General features: G+C 73.5%; 15 protein-coding genes. 3 read left to right on the top strand and 12 right to left on the bottom strand.

Annotated elements, in window-relative coordinates:
• Positions 1 to 41: 41 nt before the first annotated feature.
• The 7 genes from pheT to infC all read right to left on the bottom strand — a co-directional run bounded on the left by pheT (position 42) and on the right by infC (position 7,494).
• Positions 42 to 2,570 (bottom strand): phenylalanine--tRNA ligase subunit beta, encoded by a 2,529-nt coding sequence (pheT, locus tag ACFVZW_RS20145; RefSeq protein WP_384523056.1) that lies wholly within the window; start codon positions 2,568 to 2,570, stop codon positions 42 to 44.
• Positions 2,570 to 3,697 (bottom strand): phenylalanine--tRNA ligase subunit alpha, encoded by a 1,128-nt coding sequence (gene pheS, locus ACFVZW_RS20140; protein WP_329122641.1) that lies wholly within the window; start codon positions 3,695 to 3,697, stop codon positions 2,570 to 2,572. Before pheS ends, pheT begins: the two co-directional genes overlap by 1 nt.
• A 138-nt stretch (positions 3,698 to 3,835) precedes the next feature.
• The gene (locus ACFVZW_RS20135; RefSeq protein WP_384523054.1) at positions 3,836 to 4,984 is read right to left on the bottom strand and encodes an ATP-binding protein; all 1,149 of its coding nucleotides are present in this window, start codon (positions 4,982 to 4,984) and stop codon (positions 3,836 to 3,838) included.
• A gap of 82 nt (positions 4,985 to 5,066) precedes the next feature.
• Positions 5,067 to 5,906 (bottom strand): TrmH family RNA methyltransferase, encoded by an 840-nt coding sequence (locus ACFVZW_RS20130; protein ID WP_384523052.1) that lies wholly within the window; start codon positions 5,904 to 5,906, stop codon positions 5,067 to 5,069.
• A gap of 118 nt (positions 5,907 to 6,024) precedes the next feature.
• Entirely contained in the window at positions 6,025 to 6,411 is a 387-nt protein-coding gene (gene rplT, locus ACFVZW_RS20125; protein ID WP_043227974.1) for a 50S ribosomal protein L20, read from the bottom strand.
• 107 nt (positions 6,412 to 6,518) lie between these two features.
• The gene (gene rpmI / locus ACFVZW_RS20120; protein WP_019884943.1) at positions 6,519 to 6,713 is read right to left on the bottom strand and encodes a 50S ribosomal protein L35; all 195 of its coding nucleotides are present in this window, start codon (positions 6,711 to 6,713) and stop codon (positions 6,519 to 6,521) included.
• A 124-nt stretch (positions 6,714 to 6,837) separates the two neighbouring features.
• Positions 6,838 to 7,494 (bottom strand): translation initiation factor IF-3, encoded by a 657-nt coding sequence (gene infC / locus ACFVZW_RS20115; RefSeq protein ID WP_384523068.1) that lies wholly within the window; start codon positions 7,492 to 7,494, stop codon positions 6,838 to 6,840.
• 378 nt (positions 7,495 to 7,872) lie between these two features.
• Here infC and ACFVZW_RS20110 point away from each other — a divergent pair, with 378 nt between their 5' ends.
• Positions 7,873 to 8,235 carry a DUF1844 domain-containing protein gene (locus tag ACFVZW_RS20110; RefSeq protein WP_383557606.1) on the top strand — a complete coding sequence of 121 codons (363 nt, stop codon included), beginning with the start codon at positions 7,873 to 7,875 and terminating at the stop codon, positions 8,233 to 8,235.
• Positions 8,236 to 8,360: 125 nt separating this feature from the next.
• Here ACFVZW_RS20110 and ACFVZW_RS20105 read toward each other — a convergent pair whose 3' ends face one another.
• Positions 8,361 to 9,095: an SseB family protein gene (locus ACFVZW_RS20105; protein WP_384523049.1), complete on the bottom strand. Its 735-nt coding sequence runs from the start codon at positions 9,093 to 9,095 to the stop codon at positions 8,361 to 8,363.
• Between the two features lie 95 nt (positions 9,096 to 9,190).
• Here ACFVZW_RS20105 and ACFVZW_RS20100 point away from each other — a divergent pair, with 95 nt between their 5' ends.
• The gene (locus ACFVZW_RS20100) at positions 9,191 to 10,045 is read left to right on the top strand and encodes a serine hydrolase (RefSeq protein ID WP_384523047.1); all 855 of its coding nucleotides are present in this window, start codon (positions 9,191 to 9,193) and stop codon (positions 10,043 to 10,045) included.
• Here the strand turns inward: ACFVZW_RS20100 and mycP are convergent.
• Positions 10,020 to 11,201 (bottom strand): type VII secretion-associated serine protease mycosin, encoded by a 1,182-nt coding sequence (gene mycP, locus ACFVZW_RS20095; RefSeq protein WP_384523045.1) that lies wholly within the window; start codon positions 11,199 to 11,201, stop codon positions 10,020 to 10,022. The two genes, ACFVZW_RS20100 and mycP, sit on opposite strands and share 26 nt — an antisense overlap.
• Positions 11,198 to 12,805, bottom strand: a complete 1,608-nt coding sequence (locus ACFVZW_RS20090) for a hypothetical protein (protein WP_384523043.1) — start codon at positions 12,803 to 12,805, stop codon at positions 11,198 to 11,200. The genes mycP and ACFVZW_RS20090 overlap by 4 nt, the downstream gene beginning before the upstream one ends.
• Before the next feature lie 126 nt (positions 12,806 to 12,931).
• On the opposite strand from ACFVZW_RS20090, the gene ACFVZW_RS20085 reads away from it, so the two are divergent.
• Positions 12,932 to 14,134: an amino acid deaminase/aldolase gene (locus ACFVZW_RS20085; protein WP_384523041.1), complete on the top strand. Its 1,203-nt coding sequence runs from the start codon at positions 12,932 to 12,934 to the stop codon at positions 14,132 to 14,134.
• Between the two features lie 7 nt (positions 14,135 to 14,141).
• Here the strand turns inward: ACFVZW_RS20085 and ACFVZW_RS20080 are convergent, their stop codons facing one another.
• Together ACFVZW_RS20080 and ACFVZW_RS20075 are read right to left on the bottom strand one after the other, a co-directional pair.
• Positions 14,142 to 15,044, bottom strand: a complete 903-nt coding sequence (locus ACFVZW_RS20080) for a DUF2510 domain-containing protein (RefSeq protein WP_384523039.1) — start codon at positions 15,042 to 15,044, stop codon at positions 14,142 to 14,144.
• A gap of 22 nt (positions 15,045 to 15,066) precedes the next feature.
• Entirely contained in the window at positions 15,067 to 16,323 is a 1,257-nt protein-coding gene (locus tag ACFVZW_RS20075; RefSeq protein ID WP_384523037.1) for a haloacid dehalogenase-like hydrolase, read from the bottom strand.
• Positions 16,324 to 16,432: the final 109 nt, after the last annotated feature.

Below are 16,432 nucleotides of genomic sequence, written 5' to 3'. Positions count from 1 at the left end.
CCGGTGGTCACCGGGCCGGCCCCCTCCGGGGGTCAGCGCGTTCAGGCGCCGCGCAGCACCGCGCCCGTGCGGTCGGCCGCGAGGGCCACGGCCGCGTCGCGCGCGGCGCTGGCCTCGTCGACCGTGAGGGTGCGGTCCGTGGCACGGAACTTCAGCGCGTAGGCCAGGGACTTCTTGCCCTCGCCGAGCTGGTCGCTCGTGTACACGTCGAACAGCCGGATGGACTCCAGCAGTTCACCCGCGCCGTCGCGCAGCGCGGCCTCGACCGTGGTGGTCGGGACCGCCGCGTCGACGACCAGGGCGACGTCCTGCGTGGCCACCGGGAAGGAGGAGATGCTCGGGGCCTTCAGCGGTCCCTCGTTCGCCTTCTCCACCAGGTCCAGGTCCAGCTCCATCGCGCAGGTGCGGTCCGGCAGGCCGAGCGCCTTCACGACGCGCGGGTGCAGCTCGCCGCCGTGGCCGACGAGGACCTGCTCGCCGTCCACGACCACGTGGAACGCGGCGCAGCGGCCGGGGTGCCACGGGGCGTGCTGGTCGGCGCTGACGATCAGCTCGACACCGGCCTCGGCGGCCACGGTGCGCGCCGCCTGGATCGCGTCGGCCCAGTCGGACGGGCGGCCCTTGCCCCACCAGCCGGCCTGCTCGCGGGCGCCGGCGAGGACGACGGCGACCCGACGCGGCTGCGCGGGCAGCGCGGCGTTGACGCCTGCGATCTCCTCGTCGGTGGGACGACGGTCGACGGGCAGTCGCACCGCGACACCCGGCTGGTCGCCCGGCCGGAAGACCAGACCGGTCTCGAAGAGCGCCAGGTCGTGGCTGCCGCGTCCGTCGTTGCGGCGCAGCGCGCCGAGCAGGCCCGGCAGCAGCGTCGTACGGAGCGCGGGCTCCTCGTCGGAGAGCGGGTTGACGAGCGTGACCACGCGGCGGCGGGCGTCGTCCGCGTCCAGGCCGAGCTGGTCGAAGACCTGCGCGCCGATGAACGGGTAGTTCAGCGCCTCCACGTAGCCGGCGCCGGCCAGTGCGCGGCCGACCCGGCGGTGGGTGCGCTGGCGCTCGGTGAGGCCACGCCCGGCGGGCGGCTTGGGCAGCGTCGAGGGCAGGTTCTCGTAGCCCTCCAGCCGGATGACCTCTTCGGCCAGGTCGTTCGGCACGAACAGGTCGGGACGCCACGACGGGACGGTGACGACGAGCTCGTCCTGCCCGTAGACGTCGCAGCCGATCTCCTGGAGGCGGCGGACGACGGTCTCGCGGCCGTAGTCGACGCCCGCGACCTTGTCCGGGTGGTTCGCCGGCATGGTGACCGTGCGCGGCGCGGACGGGGCGACGATCTCGGTGACACCGGCCTCGGCCGTGCCGCCCGCGAGCAGCACGAGCAGGTCGACGCAGCGCTGCGCGGCGGCGGCCGCGGCCTGCGGGTCGACCCCGCGCTCGAAGCGCCTGGACGCCTCGGAGGCCAGCTTGTGGCGGCGGGCCGTGCGGGCGATCGAGATCGCGTCGAAGTGCGCGGCCTCGATGACGACCTCGGTGGTGCCCGTGACGATGCCCGTCTCGGGGTCGGTCACCGGGTCGGCGATCTCCGTGTGGGCGCCGCCCATCACGCCGGCCAGACCGATGGGGCCGCTGCTGTCGGTGATCAGCAGGTCCCCGGAGTCGAGGACGCGCTTGACACCGTCGAGCGTGGTGATCGTCTCTCCGGCGGCGGCACGGCGGACGCCGATGGGGCCGTCGAGCCGGGTGCGGTCGTAGGCGTGCAGCGGCTGACCGAGCTCCAGCATCACGTAGTTGGTGATGTCGACGGCGAGCGAGACGGTGCGCATGCCGGCCTTCTGCAGCCTGCGCTGCATCCAGATGGGGGTGCGCGCCTCGGGGGTGACCCCGACGACCGTACGGGCGGTGAAGCGGTCGCAGCCGATCGGGTCGGCGACCTGGATCGGGTAGCCGTACGAGTTCGGCGCGGGCACGTCGAGGAGCGCCGGGTCGCGCAGCGGCAGGCCGTACGCGATGGCGGTCTCGCGGGCGATGCCGCGCATCGAGAGGCAGTAGCCGCGGTCGGGCGTGACGGCGATGTCGAGGACCTCGTCGTACAGCTCCAGGAGCTTCGTGGCGTCGATGCCGATCTCCAGCTCCGGCGGCAGCACGATGATGCCGTGCGAGCCGTCGTCGCCCATGCCCAGCTCGTCGCCGGAGCAGATCATGCCGCGGGAGACCCGGCCGTACGTCTTGCGCTCGGCGATCCGGAAGTCTCCGGGGAGCACGGCGCCGGGCAGCGCCACGACGACCTTGTCGCCCTCGGCGAAGTTCCGGGCGCCGCAGATGATCTCCTGGGGCTCGCCGGTGCCGTTGGCCTGGCCGACGTCGACGGTGCAGAAGCGGATGGGCTTCTTGAACTCCGTCAGCTCCTCGATGGTGAGGACCTTGCCGACGACCAGCGGGCCGGTCAGGCCGGCGCCGAGCTGCTCGACGGTCTCGACCTCGAGTCCTGCCGGAATGAGCTTGGCCTGGACGTCACGTCCGGTCTCCGTCGCCGGCAGGTCGACGTACTCCCGCAGCCAAGAAAGCGGGACCCGCATCAGATCTCCATCCCGAACGGCCGGGTGAATCGGACGTCACCCTCGACCATGTCTCGCATGTCATCGACGTTGTGGCGGAACATCAGCATCCGCTCGATGCCGAACCCGAAGGCGAATCCGCTGTACTTCTCCGGGTCGACACCGCAGGCGACGAGCACCTTGGGGTTGACCATGCCGCAGCCGCCCAGCTCGATCCAGCCCTCGCTGCCGCAGGTGCGGCAGGGGCGGTCCGGGTTGCCGACGGACTCGCCGCGGCAGACGTAGCAGAGCATGTCCATCTCGGCGGACGGCTCGGTGAACGGGAAGAAGTTCGGGCGGAGCCGGGTCTTCATGTCGGGTCCGAAGAGCGCCTGGACCATGTGGTCCAGGGTGCCCTTGAGGTCGGCCATGGTCAGGCCCTCGTCGACGGCGAGCAGCTCGATCTGGTGGAAGACCGGGGTGTGCGTGGCGTCGAGCTCGTCGGTGCGGTAGACGCGACCGGGGCACACGACGTAGACCGGGGGCTCCCGGTCGATGAGCGTACGGGCCTGCACCGGGGAGGTGTGCGTACGGAGCACGACACCGGACTCGTCACCGGTGGTGCCCTCCGGGCCCTGGACGAAGAAGGTGTCCTGCATCTGGCGCGCCGGGTGGTCCGGGACGAAGTTGAGGGCGTCGAAGTTGAACCACTCCGCCTCGACCTCGGGACCCTCGGCGACCTCGTACCCCATGGAGACGAAGACGTCGGCGACCCGCTCCATGAGCGTGGTCAGCGGGTGGCGGGCGCCGGCCGGAACGCGGTCGTACGGCAGGGTGACGTCCACCGCCTCCTCGACCAGGACGCGGGCGTCGCGCTCGGCCTCGAGCTCGACCTGCCGGGCGGCGAGGGCCTTGGAGACGGCGCCGCGGGCCTGGCCCACGAGCTTGCCGGCGGCGGCCTTGGCCTGCGGCGGCAGCGCGCCGATCTCCCGGTTGGCCAGCGCGAGCGGCGAGGTGCCACCGGTGTGCGCGACCTTCGCGTGCGCGAGCGCGTCGAGGTCACCCGCGGCGGCGAAGGCGGCGAGCGCCTCGTCCCGCATGCGCTCGATCTCTTCCGGTTTCAAGGCCTCGACCTCGACCGGGTCGTACGACTTATTGGGTGCGGACATCTCTTCCCGTGCTTCCGTTTGGCTGGCTTGGGCGCGGCCCCGCTCGACGACAAGGGCGCAAACGTGCCAAAGGTCGAGTCTAACGGGGTGCGAGGACGCGAATGAGCCCGTGGGCGGCCGGGGCGGCTGGTGATCTCGTCAGGCGAGATAGGCCGGGGCGCCGACGGGCAGGATAAATCGGAACTCGGCGCCGCCTCGGGGACCGCGGCCGACGGTGATGGTGCCGCCGTGGGCCTCGACGATGCCCTTGACGATGTAGAGGCCGAGTCCGGTGCCGCCGCGCTTGCTCCCCCGCCAGAAACGGGTGAAGACACGGCCCATCGACTCCTCGGGGATGCCGGGGCCTTCGTCGCTCACGGTGACCGCCGTTCCCTTCTCTCCGTCGGTGGTGGCGCAGGTGGGTGCCACCTCGATGGTGACGGTTCCCTCGCCGTGGCGCACCGCATTTTCGAGCAGGTTGCCGAGGACCTGGTCGACCTTGTCGGGGTCGGCCCACAGGTCGGGCAGCTGCGGCCGGACCCGTACGAAGAAGCGGTCGGGGGACTGGCCGCCGGTGGTGTGGGCCTGGATGTGGCGGCCGACGGCGGCGGCGATGTCGACGGGCTGGCGGCGCACTTCCAGCCGGCCGGAGTCGATCCGGGAGATGTCGAGGAGTTCGGCGATGAGCCGGGTGACGCGGTTGGCGTCGGCGTCGACGGTCTCCAGCATCAGCCGCTTCTGGTCGTCGGTGAACCGCTCCCACTTGGCGAGCAGGGTCGCCGTGAAGCCCTTGACGGAGGTCAGGGGGGAGCGCAGCTCGTGGGCGACGGTGGCGATGAGCTCGGCGTGGCTGCGTTCGGTACGGCGCCGGGCCTCGGTGCCGCGCAGCGAGACGACGACACGGCGGACGGGTCCGGTGGGGTGATCGCGGACGTAGCGGGCGGAGACCAGGACCTCGCGGCCGCCGGGCAGCAGCAGATTGCGCTCGGGCTGGCCGCGGCGGGTGGCGAGCCCGCCGTACGGGTCGGTGAGGCTCCACCAGCGGCGGCCCTTGAGGTCCTCCAGTGGCAGCGCCTGCTCCAGCGGGAGGCCGATGGCCTGGCCGCCGGGGACGGAGGTGATGCGGCTGGCGGCGGCGTTGAAGCAGACGACCCGGCCCGTGGCGTCGGCGACGACGAGGCCGTCGGGCAGCTCGTCGGGGTCGATGCCGTGGATGTCCGGTGCCGTTCCGGAGGACCCGTCCGGGTCCTCCGGGGCAGGCGGCTCGGCACTCCGTGCGTGTGCGGGACTGTCCGTGCCGACCGTCATCCCCGTTCCCCACCCCTCCGTGTAGCGCAGTGGGCCCCCGAGCCCGTCACCCTACTAGGTGGAAGTGACGGAGTGGACCCCCTCAGGCGGAGGTTCGGGGGCGCTGGGCACGCGCGGAGGCGTACAGGCACACGGCGGCGGCCGTCGCGAGGTTGAGGCTCTCGGCCTTGCCGTGGATCGGCACGCGTACCACCGCGTCGGCCAGCGCGCGGGTCTCCTCCGGGAGCCCCCATGCCTCGTTGCCGAAGACCCAGGCGGTGGGGCCGCCCATGGTGCCGGCGTCCAGCTCGTCGTCGAGGTCGTCCTCGCCGGCCCCGTCTGCGGCCAGGATCCGTACGCCCGCGCTCTTCAGACCGGCGACGGCCTGCTCGACCGGGACGCCGACGACGACCGGGAGGTGGAAGAGGGAGCCGACGGAGGCGCGGACGGACTTGGGGTTGTACAGGTCGACGGAGGCGTCGGTGAGGACGACGGCGTCGGCTCCGGCCGCGTCGGCGCAGCGCAGCACGGTGCCGGCGTTCCCCGGGTCGCGTACGTGGGCGAGGACGGCGACAAGCTTGGGCTTGGCGGCGAGGATCTCCTCGAAGGGCGAGTCGAGGAAGCGGCAGACCCCGACGAGGCCCTGCGGGGTGACGGTCTGGGAGACCTCGGCGAGGACGGCGTCGGGGGCGAAGTGGACCCGGGCCCCGGCCGCGCGGGCGGCGTCGACGATCGTCTCGTACCGCTCGGCGGCCTCGACGGTGGTGAAGAGCTCGACGAGGGTGGGCTCACCCGTGCCGCTGCGGTGCTGGACGGCCTCGCGGACGGCCTGCGGGCCCTCGGCGATGAAGAGGCGGTCCTTGCCCCGGAAGTTGCGCTTGGCGAGGCGCCTGGCGGCGACGACGCGCGGGGAACGCGGGGAGATCAGCTCGGGGGTACCCATGGGGTCGGTGGCTCTTTTCGGGGGTCCGGGCGGGTAGGGGCTGGTGTGCTCCGAACACGACCGGACCCGCAGGCCCGAAGGCCTGCGGGTCCGGTGCAGAAGATCTGCGGCCTGGAGATCAGGCAGCGGCCTTCGGGGCGTTGACGTCGGCCGGAAGGGCCTTCTGCGCGACCTCGACCAGCGCGGCGAACGCGTTGGAGTCGTTGACGGCCAGCTCGGCGAGGATCTTGCGGTCCACCTCGATGTTGGCGGCCTTCAGACCCTGGATGAGGCGGTTGTACGTCATGCCGTTCTGGCGGGCAGCGGCGTTGATGCGCTGGATCCACAGCTGACGGAAGTCGCCCTTGCGCTTCTTGCGGTCGTTGTAGTTGTAGACCAGGGAGTGGGTGACCTGCTCCTTGGCCTTGCGGTACAGGCGCGAACGCTGACCGCGGTAGCCGGAGGCCGCCTCGAGGATCGCCCGGCGCTTCTTGTGGGCGTTGACTGCCCGCTTGACGCGTGCCACTTCTTAACTCCTTGTAGCGGGGTCGTGGGGGTACTCACACGACCCGGAAAACGGATGGGTCCCGGACTTGGCCGGATGCCCTCGTCGCCGAGGGCGGGAGATCAAGCTCAGATGCCCAGCATCTTCTTGATCTTGGCCGCGTCGCCCGGGGCCATCTCGGCGTTGCCGGTGAGGCGACGCGTCAGCTTGGACGACTTGTGCTCGAGCAGGTGGCGCTTGCCGGCGCGCTCGCGCAGCACCTTGCCGGAGCCGGTGATCTTGAAGCGCTTCTTGGCACCGGAGTGCGTCTTGTTCTTCGGCATCGCGCCGTTATCTCCTCGTCAGTGGCGCTCCCCCCGGTGCGGACACCGGACATACGGGAGCGTCAGATCTTCGTTTGATGGTTCCGGGCGGGGCCCGGGGCTGCCTGGGTGGCAGCCCCTCGGGTCACGCCTCGGGGTTCTCGGCCTCGGCGGCAGCCTCGGCCGAAGCCTCCTCGGCCGGAGCCTCGGCGGTCTCGTCGGACGAGACGCCCTGACGCTCCGCCTTGCGCGCGGCCTGGGCCTCACGCGCCTCGGCCATGGCCTCGGTCTTCTTCTTGTGCGGGCCAAGAACCATGATCATGTTCCGGCCGTCCTGCTTCGGGTTGGACTCGATGAAGCCAAGCTCCTCGACGTCCGAAGCCAGCCGCTGCAGCAGCCGGAAGCCAAGCTCGGGGCGGGACTGCTCGCGACCACGGAACATGATCGTGATCTTGACCTTGTCACCCTGCTTGAGGAACCGGACGACGTGACCCTTCTTGGTGTCGTAGTCGTGCGGGTCGATCTTCGGCCGGAGCTTCATCTCCTTGATGACCGTGTGCGCCTGGTTCTTGCGCGCCTCACGGGCCTTCATGGCCGACTCGTACTTGAACTTCCCGTAGTCCATGAGCTTGCACACGGGCGGACGGGCGTTCGCCGCGACCTCGACCAGGTCGAGGTCGTACTCCTGTGCGAGCTCCAGGGCCTTGGCAAGCGGAACAATCCCGACCTGCTCGCCGCTGGGACCGACAAGTCGCACCTCGGGAACGCGAATCCGGTCGTTGATGCGGGGCTCGGCGCTGATGGATCCTCCTCGGTAGCACCACGCGACCGCCTGGCGGACGGACGCGTACTGTCTGTTTTAGTGAGACCAACCGCGCCGGGATATGAAAAATGCCCCGGACGGGACACAGGCGGGGCTCCACGGAAATACCGGAGCACCGCCGCGGTGAACCGCGGGGCGCACATCGGGCGGCTCCATCGTCCGTACGGAACGATGGGCGCCACCTGACCGGTGACCCGCCGCCCGCGAGGGCGGCCAGGTGGGAGATCGGAGCCTCCACTTGTGGGCCGGGCACACAGGTGTCCGGCCGGTCGTTACACAAGGTTAGCACCGACTGCCCGGGTTCGCTAACCGAGACCGAAGGGAGGGAGGAAGGGGCGCCCGGCTTATCGTGTGGGCATGAGCGAGACGCCCCACTCCCCCGAGTCCCCCGACTTCGACGACATGACCCGTGACATCGCGGAGGTCCCCGCGGTCGAGGTCATCGTGACCGTCGCGGTGAACCTGATGAGCGCCGCCGCGGTGAAGCTCGGCCTCACCGAGGACGGCGAGGAGCACAAGGACCTCGACGAGGCGCGGAAGCTGGTCCACGCGCTGGCGGGCCTCCTCGACGCCGGCGCGACGGAGATCAGCTCCTTCCACGCGGCGCCGCTGCGGGACGGCCTGAAGTCCCTGCAGCTGGCCTTCCGCGAAGCCTCCCTCATCCCGGACGAGCCGGGCCAGGGGCCGGGCGAGAAGTACACGGGGCCGGTGTACGGCTAGGAACCTCGTCGGGGGTACGGGGGTCGCCCCCCCGGACGAAGGCAGCCACGGGGCCGGTGTACGGCTAGGACGTGGCGTCGCGTCGACCGGCCCGCGGGGGTACGGGGGTCGCCCCCCGGACCCGATCAGTTCTTTACGTAGAAGGGCTCGCCCGGAGGCGTGGCCGAGGCCGGCAGGAGTGCCAGGTCGAGGCCGCGCACCAGGCGGGCCCTCAGTGTTTCGTCGGCGGCCAGGGCGCGGGCCACCCGCTGCGCGGCCTCCGCGGGGGCGGCGTCGTCGGCCAGGACGAGCGCCAGGGTGCCGTCGGCGCTGCCGGGGCCGAGGTGGGCGCGCAGGACCGCGGGCTCGGCGGCGACCGCGCTGCGCACCGCCTCCCGTACCGCCGGGTCGTCCAGCGGGTCCGCGCTGGTGCGGCCCTCCGCGAGGGCCAGCAGCACCGGGCCGCTCAGCTGGTACGGGACGGGTCCCGCCAGGTCGAGGACGACGGTGTCGGCCTTCTCGTGCGCGGCGGCCTGCAGCGCCTGGTGCAGAGGGACGGCGACGGGCCGGGCCGCCGGGTCCCACAGCGCGAGCGAGGCGATCGAGGTGAACGCGGGCAGCGCCCGCCGGTCGCCAGCGGTCAGCGTCGGCACGGCCATGTCGCTGGTCTTCTCGCGGCGCAGCCCCGTCTCGGGGTCCTCCTCGACCTCGCCGAGGACGGCGACGATGGGAACGAGCAGGCGCACGTCCCGCAGGGCCTCCAGGACGGGGCCGTGGGCGGTTCTGTCCTCCGCCCAGGCCGCGAGGGCCGCGGCGAGCCGCGGGTCGGCGGTACCGTCGTCGTCGGAGAAACCGGGGTCAGGGATGTTCTTGAGCGCCACGTACCGAGCCTAACCGCCGCTCCCGGGCCGCTTTCCCAGCGGGTCGACGGCTCGCGCACAGCCCACACCCAGGCGGCGTTCCTAGCGTCCCGCCCATGCCCCGTCCCCGCCTCGCCCTGCCGGCCGTCGTGCTCGCGGCGGCCGCCCTGTGCGCGCCCGCCGTACGTCCGGCCGATCCCGCCCCTGCCGCCTCTCGGCCCAGCATGGAGGAGACCGCCACCGTGACCGTGGAAGTGGATCTCGACGCCGTCCTCGCGGAGGCGGTGGGACCTGTCGCCGCCGCGAGCGACGGGTCCGTGTCGGTGGCGCTGCTCGATCTCGAGACCGGGCGCTCGGCCTCGTACGGCGGTGCGGGACGGACGTACGACACCGCCAGCATCGTGAAGCTCGACATCCTCGCGGCCCTGCTGCTGCGCGCGCAGGACGAGGGACGCGCGCCGACCGCGGCGGAGCGGACGGCCGCCGCCGCGATGATGCGGCACAGCGACAACGCGTCGGCGACCGTGCTCTGGCGGAGCGTCGGCGGGGCCGAGGGGCTCGACGCGGCGAACGCGCGGCTCGGGCTCGCGGAGACGACCGGGGCGGCGGCGTGGGGACTGACGCAGACCACGGCCGAAGACCAACTGGCGCTCTTGGCAGCGGTGTTCGGGGCCGATTCGCCACTGGACACGGACTCCCGCGCGTATGCCGCGGAGCTGATGGAGGGTGTGGTCGCCGGGCAGGACTGGGGCGTGTCCGCGGCGGGTGACCGGCCGGCGCTGAAGAACGGCTGGCTGCCGCGGGACTCGACCGGCCTGTGGGACATCAACAGCGTGGGGCGGGTGACGGCCGGCGGGCGCGTCTACCTGGTGGCGGTGGTGTCCGACGGGCATGCCACGAAGGAGGCGGGCATCGGGCTCGTGGAAGACGCGGCCCGGGCGGCGGTCAGCGCGGTGGGCGCGGTCCTGTAGCGCGGCTTCCGCGCCACAGGACGACCGCCGCGGCGAGCAGCAGCGCTCCGAGGCCACCGGCGGTGGGGGCGAGCAGACCGATCGGCTTGCCGTCGTCGGGGGCGGCCTGCGGTCCGGGGCCGAAGTACCGGCCGGCGTAGCCGGAGGTGGCGCTCTTGGGGTCGCCGCCCTTGAGCTTGAGTCCGGCCTCGATCGCGGCGGCCGGGTCGACGGTGCCGTACCCCTTGGCGTCGCTGCGGCCGTCCTTGGGCCTGTTGCGCGCGGTGTCGATGAGGAGCTGCTTGACCTGGGCGGGGGTCAGCTCCGGGTGGGCGGCGCGGACCAGCGCGACGGCGCCGGAGACGAAAGCGGCGGCGGCGCTGGTGCCCCAGCCCTCGTAGTAGCGGCGGTCCGGGTCGGCGATGACGATGTCGACGCCGGGGGCGCTGACGGTGGCGTACCAGCGGCTGGTGGAGAAGGAGGCGCGGGTGCCCCAGCGGTCGACGGCGGTGACGGCGACGACGCCGGGGTAGGCGGCGGGGTACGAGATGTGGCTGCCCTTCTCGCCGCCGTTGCCGGCCGAGGCGACGACGGAGACCCCCTTGGAGAGGGCGTACTGGACGGCCGCGTCCTCGCCGGCGTCGGCGTGGGCGGACTTGGAGTCGTCGCCGAGGGAGAGGTTGATGACGTCGGCGCCGTGGTCGGTGGCCCAGCGGATGCCCTCGGCGAGGGCCGTGCCCCGGGTCTTGCGGGCCTTGTCGCGGGCCTTGTCGGTGCCTTCGAGGATGACCCGGACGGGCAGGATCTTCACCTTCGGGGCGATCCCGAGGACGCCGTCCTGGCGGCCGGTGCCGTGGCCGTGCCCGGCGATGATGCCGGCCATGGCGGTGCCGTGCCGGGCCCAGGCGCGCTCGCCGCGTTCGGCGCCGAAGCCGACGAGGTCCTTGCCGTCGAGGACCGAGCCGACGAGGTCGGGGTGCTGGGCGTCGACGCCGGTGTCGAGCACGGCGACGGTGATGCCCTCGCCCTTGGTGGTGCGCCATGCCTGGGTGGTGTGCATGGCTTCGAGGCCCCATTGGCGGGCGCGGATGGTGTCGGCGTACGCGGGGGTGGTGGTGGCGGGGAGGACGGCGAAGGCGGTGGCGAGGACTGCCGCGAGGGTGCGGGGGCGGTTCACTGGTCGCCGTCCTTCGTCGCCTCGGCGGTGAGGGCCGCGCGCAGTCCGCGTTCGATGCGGTCGGCGACGCCCTTGGCCTCGTGGCCGAGGCCGGCCTGGGCGGGGGCGCTGGTCTGTCCGGCGGCCATGGCGCGTTCGGCGGGCTCGGGGGTGGCGACGGGGCGGCCGTCGGCGAAGCCGGAGACGGCGGTGACGACGACGGGGAGGTCGGCGAGGGGGCGGGTGAACCAGCTGGCGCGCTGCGCGGCGCCGAAGCGGGCGGCGACGGTGCCGGGGGCGGCGCGCGCCGGGGGGACGTCGGCGGCGATCCGGGCGGCTCCCTCGCCGGCGAGGGAGCGGGTGGCTTCGGGTTCGGCCTGGGTGAAGACGAGGCCGACGGTGACGACGCTGCTGGCGGTGGCGTCGGTGTAGGTGGCCCGCAGGACGCGGTCGCAGCCGACGGCCTGCACGGCCGTGAGCAGGCTCTTCTGGAGCACTGCGGCCGAGCAGGGGGCGTCGGCCGCGACGACGACCCGTGTCCAGGTGCGATCGGCGGCGCCGGGTCCGGTGCCGGGTCCGGCGAGGGTACGGGGGAAGAGGGTGTCGACGGGGACGTCGTGCCACAGGCCCTTGGCCTGCTCGTACCCCGCGGGCTCGGCGGCCGCTCCGGCGTCGGTGGCGGCGAGCACGGCCCCGGCGACGGCCCCGCCGACGAGTCCGACCCCGAGGACGAGACAGGCCCCTGCGGCGACGACCCGCCCGGTCCGGCGCTCCCGGATGGGCCGCAGCCGGGTGGTCGTCTCGACGGGGCTCTCGGGCGGCACGGTGAAGGGGCGGTAGGCGGCGTGGTGGTGGCGCGGGGGCCCTGGCGTGGTCGGCGCGGGGTGCGCGGGCGCGGGCCTGGAGGGCGCGGGGCGCGGGGGCTCGGTTGCGCGGATGGGCCGCAGTCGGGTGGTCGTCTCGACGGCGGGCAGGTCGGGGGCGGGGCCCACGGGGCGCGGGGAGGGGACGGCGGCGGGCGGTCGATGACCGCCACCGGCGGCGGGCGCGGTGCGCGGAGCGGCCGTGGGCTGCTGCGGGGGCACACCGGAGCCGGAACCGGCGGGGGTGGGCCGACCCGCGGACGCTATGGACGGGGCCGCCGCCGGCCGCGGCGGGACGGGGGCGGTGTGTCCGGAGTCCGGGGCGGCGCCCGGCCTGGCCGGGGCCACGGGCGGGGCCGCCGCAGGTCGCGGCGGGGCGGAAGGGGTGTGGGCGGGGTGGCCGGTGCCCGGGCCGGCCGGCATGGACGCCGTACGCCGAGGCGCACCCGAGGCACCCACCGGCGGGGCGGCCGGGGCCACGGGCTGGCCCGACGGTCGCGGCGGGGCCGTGCGGGCGGCGTGGCCGGTGCCCGGCGTCCGGGGAACCGGGGCCACCGGGGCCGTACCGGCCGGAGCGGTCGGCGGCTGTGCCGGGCTCGGCGGGGCGGCTTGCGGGTGAGCGGTGCGCGCGACCGGCGCAGCGGGCCGGCCTGGGATGCCGGGCGCCGCGGGGGCGCCGGCGTCGGGGCTCGGGCCCGTCGGCGCGGGCGGGAGCAGGGCGTCGGTGATGCGGGACGTGGGGTGGTGCGCGTCAGTGCTCATCCCCGCCCCCCTGGTCGTCCCGTTGTCGTGCCTGCCCCGGCAATGCCCGCCACTCTACGGGCTGTTCCCCGCAGCACGGGAACCCAGGGGCTACCCACCCGTAAACCCGTCTGGCAAGCTCAGGCCATGACTCCCCGCGCCGCCGACCGGGCCCGGTACGACCGGGCCACCGCCCATCTCGACGCGCCCGTCGCCATCGTCGATCTGGAGGCGTTCGACGCCAACGCCGGCGACCTCGTCCGGCGCGCCGGCGGCAAGCCGATCCGGGTGGCGAGCAAGTCCGTGCGGTGTCGGGCGCTCCTGGAGCGGGTGCTGGCGCGCCAGGGGTTCGCGGGGATCATGTCGTTCACGCTCGACGAGTCGCTGTGGCTGGCCCGGGCCGGCTTCGAGGACGTCCTGCTCGCCTATCCGTCCGCCGACCGGACCTCGTTCGGCGAGCTGGCGAACGACCCCAAGCTCGCCGCCGCGGTGACCGTGATGGTCGACGACCCGGCCCAGCTGGACCTGATCGACGCGGCACGCGCGGGTGGCGGCGAGGAGATCCGGGTCTGTCTGGAGCTGGACACCTCGCTCCGGCTGCTCGGCGGCCGGGTGCGGGTCGGCGCCCTGCGCTCCCCGCTGCGCGAGCCCGCCCAGCTCGCCGAGCTGGCCCGTTCCGTCGCCCGTCGGCCCGGCTTCCGGCTCGTCGGGATCATGGCGTACGAGGGGCATGTCGCGGGCGTGGGGGACTCGGTCGCCGGGCGGCCGCTGCGCTCCCGGGCGATCCGGCTCATGCAGTCGGCCGCCCGCAAGGAGCTGGCGTCCCGGCGCGCGGCCGTGGTCCGTGCGGTGCGGGCGGTGGCCCCGGACCTGGAGTTCGTCAACGGCGGCGGTACGGGCAGCGTGCAGCACACGGCGGCCGAGGACGCGGTGACCGAGATCGCCGCCGGTTCGGGGCTCTACGTGCCGCGTCTCTTCGACAACTACACGTCCTTCACCGGCCGGCCGGCCGCTCTGTTCGCGCAGCCGGTCGTGCGCCGTCCCGGCGTCGGCGTGGTGACGGTGCTCGGCGGCGGCTACCCCGCGTCCGGTGCGGCGGGCGTGGACCGGCTGCCGGTCCCGTACCTGCCGGAGGGGCTGCGGTACGACCCCCAGGAGGGTCCCGGCGAGGTGCAGACGCCACTGCTCGGCTCCCCCGCCGACGATCTCCTCATCGGGGACAAGGTGTGGTTCCGGCATGCGAAGGCCGGGGAGCTGTGCGAGCGGTTCGACAGCCTGCGGCTGATCGAGGGTGACCGGATCACGGCGACCGTCCCCACGTACCGGGGCGAGGGCCGCACCTTCCTCTGACCGGCGGTCAGGAGCCGGGAGTGATCGAGCTGCCCACTCCCCCGCCCGTCGTGCTGCCGATGGGCAGGATCCCCTTGGTGATCTCGTCCATCGCGGCGAGCGGCGGCCCGTCGGCCCCCGCGTCGAAGGCGAAGCGCACGACGACCGGCGACTCGCTGCCCGTCGGGGAGGGGAAGACGAGCGACTGCACGTAGCCGCCGGGGCCCTTGCCGGTGGTGACCTGCCACCGGACCAGATAGCCGGTGCGTCCGGCGACGACTGCGGGGCGGGCGGCGACCTGCTTGTGGGACTGGATGTCGCCGTACAGCCAGTTCCCAAAGACGTCGTCCCCGAAGTAGGCGTCTGCGGCCAGGGCGATGTCCTCCTTGGCCAGTGCCTCGGGGGTGGCGGCGTCGGTGCCCGACGCCGAATGGGAGGACACGGTGCCGTGCCGGCACTGCTTGTTGGTGGCGCCGGGGCAGGGGTACTCCCCGATGGTCGTCATCGTCGGCGCGCCGCCCGAGGTGAACTCCGGCTTCTCCCAGCCCTTGATGACCGGGAGCGTGATCCCGTTGATCTGGTCGACGACCTTCGTGAGGTCCTCCGCGGGCGGGCTGCTGGAGGAGGTGGCGGTCGGCGCCGAGGTGGTCGTGGTCGGCGCGGTCGGACCCGCCGTGCCCGGGTCCTTCTCCTCGTCACCGCCGACGAGGACGACGGCACCGGCGACGACCGCGGCGACGACGGCCACCGCGCCGGCACCGAGCGCGACGGCCCTGCCCCGCCCGCGGCCAGGCGCGGGAAGGGCCGCGACGGCCGTCGTGGGCGCCGTCGCCTGCCGCGTGTGCGCGGTCCAGGCCGTACCGTCCCACCAGCGTTCGCCGGTGGGCGCGGCCGGGTCCGGATACCAGCCGGGAGGGGTCGTCATGCTCATTCCGCAAGCCTAGAGGGCGGGTTCAGGAGCCGAACACGGAGTCCCTCTGGTCGGGCACGACGCTGCCGTCGGCGCGCCGCACGGGCTGTGCCGTGCCGTCGGAGGCGGTGTAGCCGGTGGTGGCGCACGGATAGGGGCTCGTCTTCTCCTTCTTGGGCTCGATGAACATCGGGTTCACGATCCAGCGGCCGTCGCTGTCGTCGTACGCGCGGCACATCAGCTCGTTCTTGTTGCGGTTGAGGACCAGGCGCAGTCCGGTCGCGTCGCGCAGGAAGGAGATGTCGGTGTCGGAGTCGCCCGCGGCGAACACCTGGCGCCGGGAGGGCGGTTGGACCCGCTCGGCGGCGGGTCCGCGCACGCCGAAGATCTCCTGGTTGATCCAGCAGCGCTTGCCGTCGATGTACGTGATCATCGAGTCCTCACCGTCGCGGACGCCGCCGCAGCCCTTCAGCCGCGCGCCGAGCCGGCCGTGCTCGGTGGTGTTGCGGATGCCGATGGCATGCGAGGGCGCGATGCCGACGCCCTGGGCCCAGACGTCGACGACCGGTTCGGGCGAGGCCGAGACGATCCAGACGTCGAAGCCCGCCGTGCGAAGGGTACGGACGAGGTCGCGCTGCTGCTCGTAGTAGCGGACCCAGGCGGTGACCTGGCCGGTGCCGACCTGCTGGGTGGCGCCTGTCGGCGCGGCGAGGTTCTCGGCGCGGGCGGCCGCGGCGAAGGACTCGACCTGGCGGGTGGTCCAGCCGCGCAGGAGCTGGGCGAGCCAGGCGTACTGCGGTTCCATCCGGCGGTGGTCGAAGCCCGTGAACGCCTCGCTGCCGGTGGTCGTGGCGCCCTCCGCGTAGACGGAGAGGATCTCGTCGGCGCAGCGGGTGTCGGTGGCCGTGGGCAGCGTGCGCACACCGGTGGGGCAGGCGTCGCGCAGGGCGGCGGCCGCGTCCGGGGTCAGATGGCGGCTGGTGGTGGTCCAGTCGTCGTTCGCGGGCGGACGGATGCGGCTGTTGCGCAGGAGCCAGTACATCGTGGCGTCGCCGACGTCGTTCTTGATGACGGTGTTGTCCCAGTCGAAGACGGCGACGGGCCGCTCGGCGCGCCTGTCCCGGCAGTTCGCGTCGATGAGCTCCTGCAGTCGCGCGCGGTTGTCGCCGTACCAGCCCTCGGAGACCTTCAGTGTGGGGCACTTCCCGGGTCTCGCGTGGGCGGGTGAAGCGGTGACCAGGCCGGCGAGGGCGAGAACGGTGGCGGCCGTGGCGGTGATCCGGCGGAATCGGGGGTTCATGGGCGCGCTCCTGTCGGGGATGTCCGGATGCACGACAGCCGGGCGCCGTGCGACGCCCCGCGGTCGGGGTGGGGGGAGGGTGGGGAGGGTCTAAATCGGGGTGACCTAA

It is taken from the genome of Streptomyces sp. NPDC059567, assembly GCF_042735655.1.
Classification (GTDB): Bacteria; Actinomycetota; Actinomycetes; order Streptomycetales; family Streptomycetaceae; genus Streptomyces.
The sequence above is the reverse complement of the archived record's forward strand: the minus strand, read 5'-3'. Positions and strand labels throughout refer to the sequence as shown.

Excerpts from the sequence above, each read along its gene's own strand:
- pheT (WP_384523056.1), bottom strand. The coding sequence starts at position 2,570 with ATGCGGGTCCCGCTTTCTTGGCTGCGGGAGTACGTCGACCTGCCGGCG.
- pheS (WP_329122641.1), bottom strand. The coding sequence starts at position 3,697 with ATGTCCGCACCCAATAAGTCGTACGACCCGGTCGAGGTCGAGGCCTTG.
- ACFVZW_RS20135 (WP_384523054.1), bottom strand. The coding sequence starts at position 4,984 with ATGACGGTCGGCACGGACAGTCCCGCACACGCACGGAGTGCCGAGCCG.
- ACFVZW_RS20130 (WP_384523052.1), bottom strand. The coding sequence starts at position 5,906 with ATGGGTACCCCCGAGCTGATCTCCCCGCGTTCCCCGCGCGTCGTCGCC.
- rpmI (WP_019884943.1), bottom strand. The coding sequence starts at position 6,713 with ATGCCGAAGAACAAGACGCACTCCGGTGCCAAGAAGCGCTTCAAGATC.
- ACFVZW_RS20110 (WP_383557606.1), top strand. The coding sequence starts at position 7,873 with ATGAGCGAGACGCCCCACTCCCCCGAGTCCCCCGACTTCGACGACATG.
- ACFVZW_RS20100 (WP_384523047.1), top strand. The coding sequence starts at position 9,191 with ATGCCCCGTCCCCGCCTCGCCCTGCCGGCCGTCGTGCTCGCGGCGGCC.
- ACFVZW_RS20090 (WP_384523043.1), bottom strand. The coding sequence starts at position 12,805 with ATGAGCACTGACGCGCACCACCCCACGTCCCGCATCACCGACGCCCTG.
- ACFVZW_RS20085 (WP_384523041.1), top strand. The coding sequence starts at position 12,932 with ATGACTCCCCGCGCCGCCGACCGGGCCCGGTACGACCGGGCCACCGCC.
- ACFVZW_RS20080 (WP_384523039.1), bottom strand. The coding sequence starts at position 15,044 with ATGAGCATGACGACCCCTCCCGGCTGGTATCCGGACCCGGCCGCGCCC.
- ACFVZW_RS20075 (WP_384523037.1), bottom strand. The coding sequence starts at position 16,323 with ATGAACCCCCGATTCCGCCGGATCACCGCCACGGCCGCCACCGTTCTC.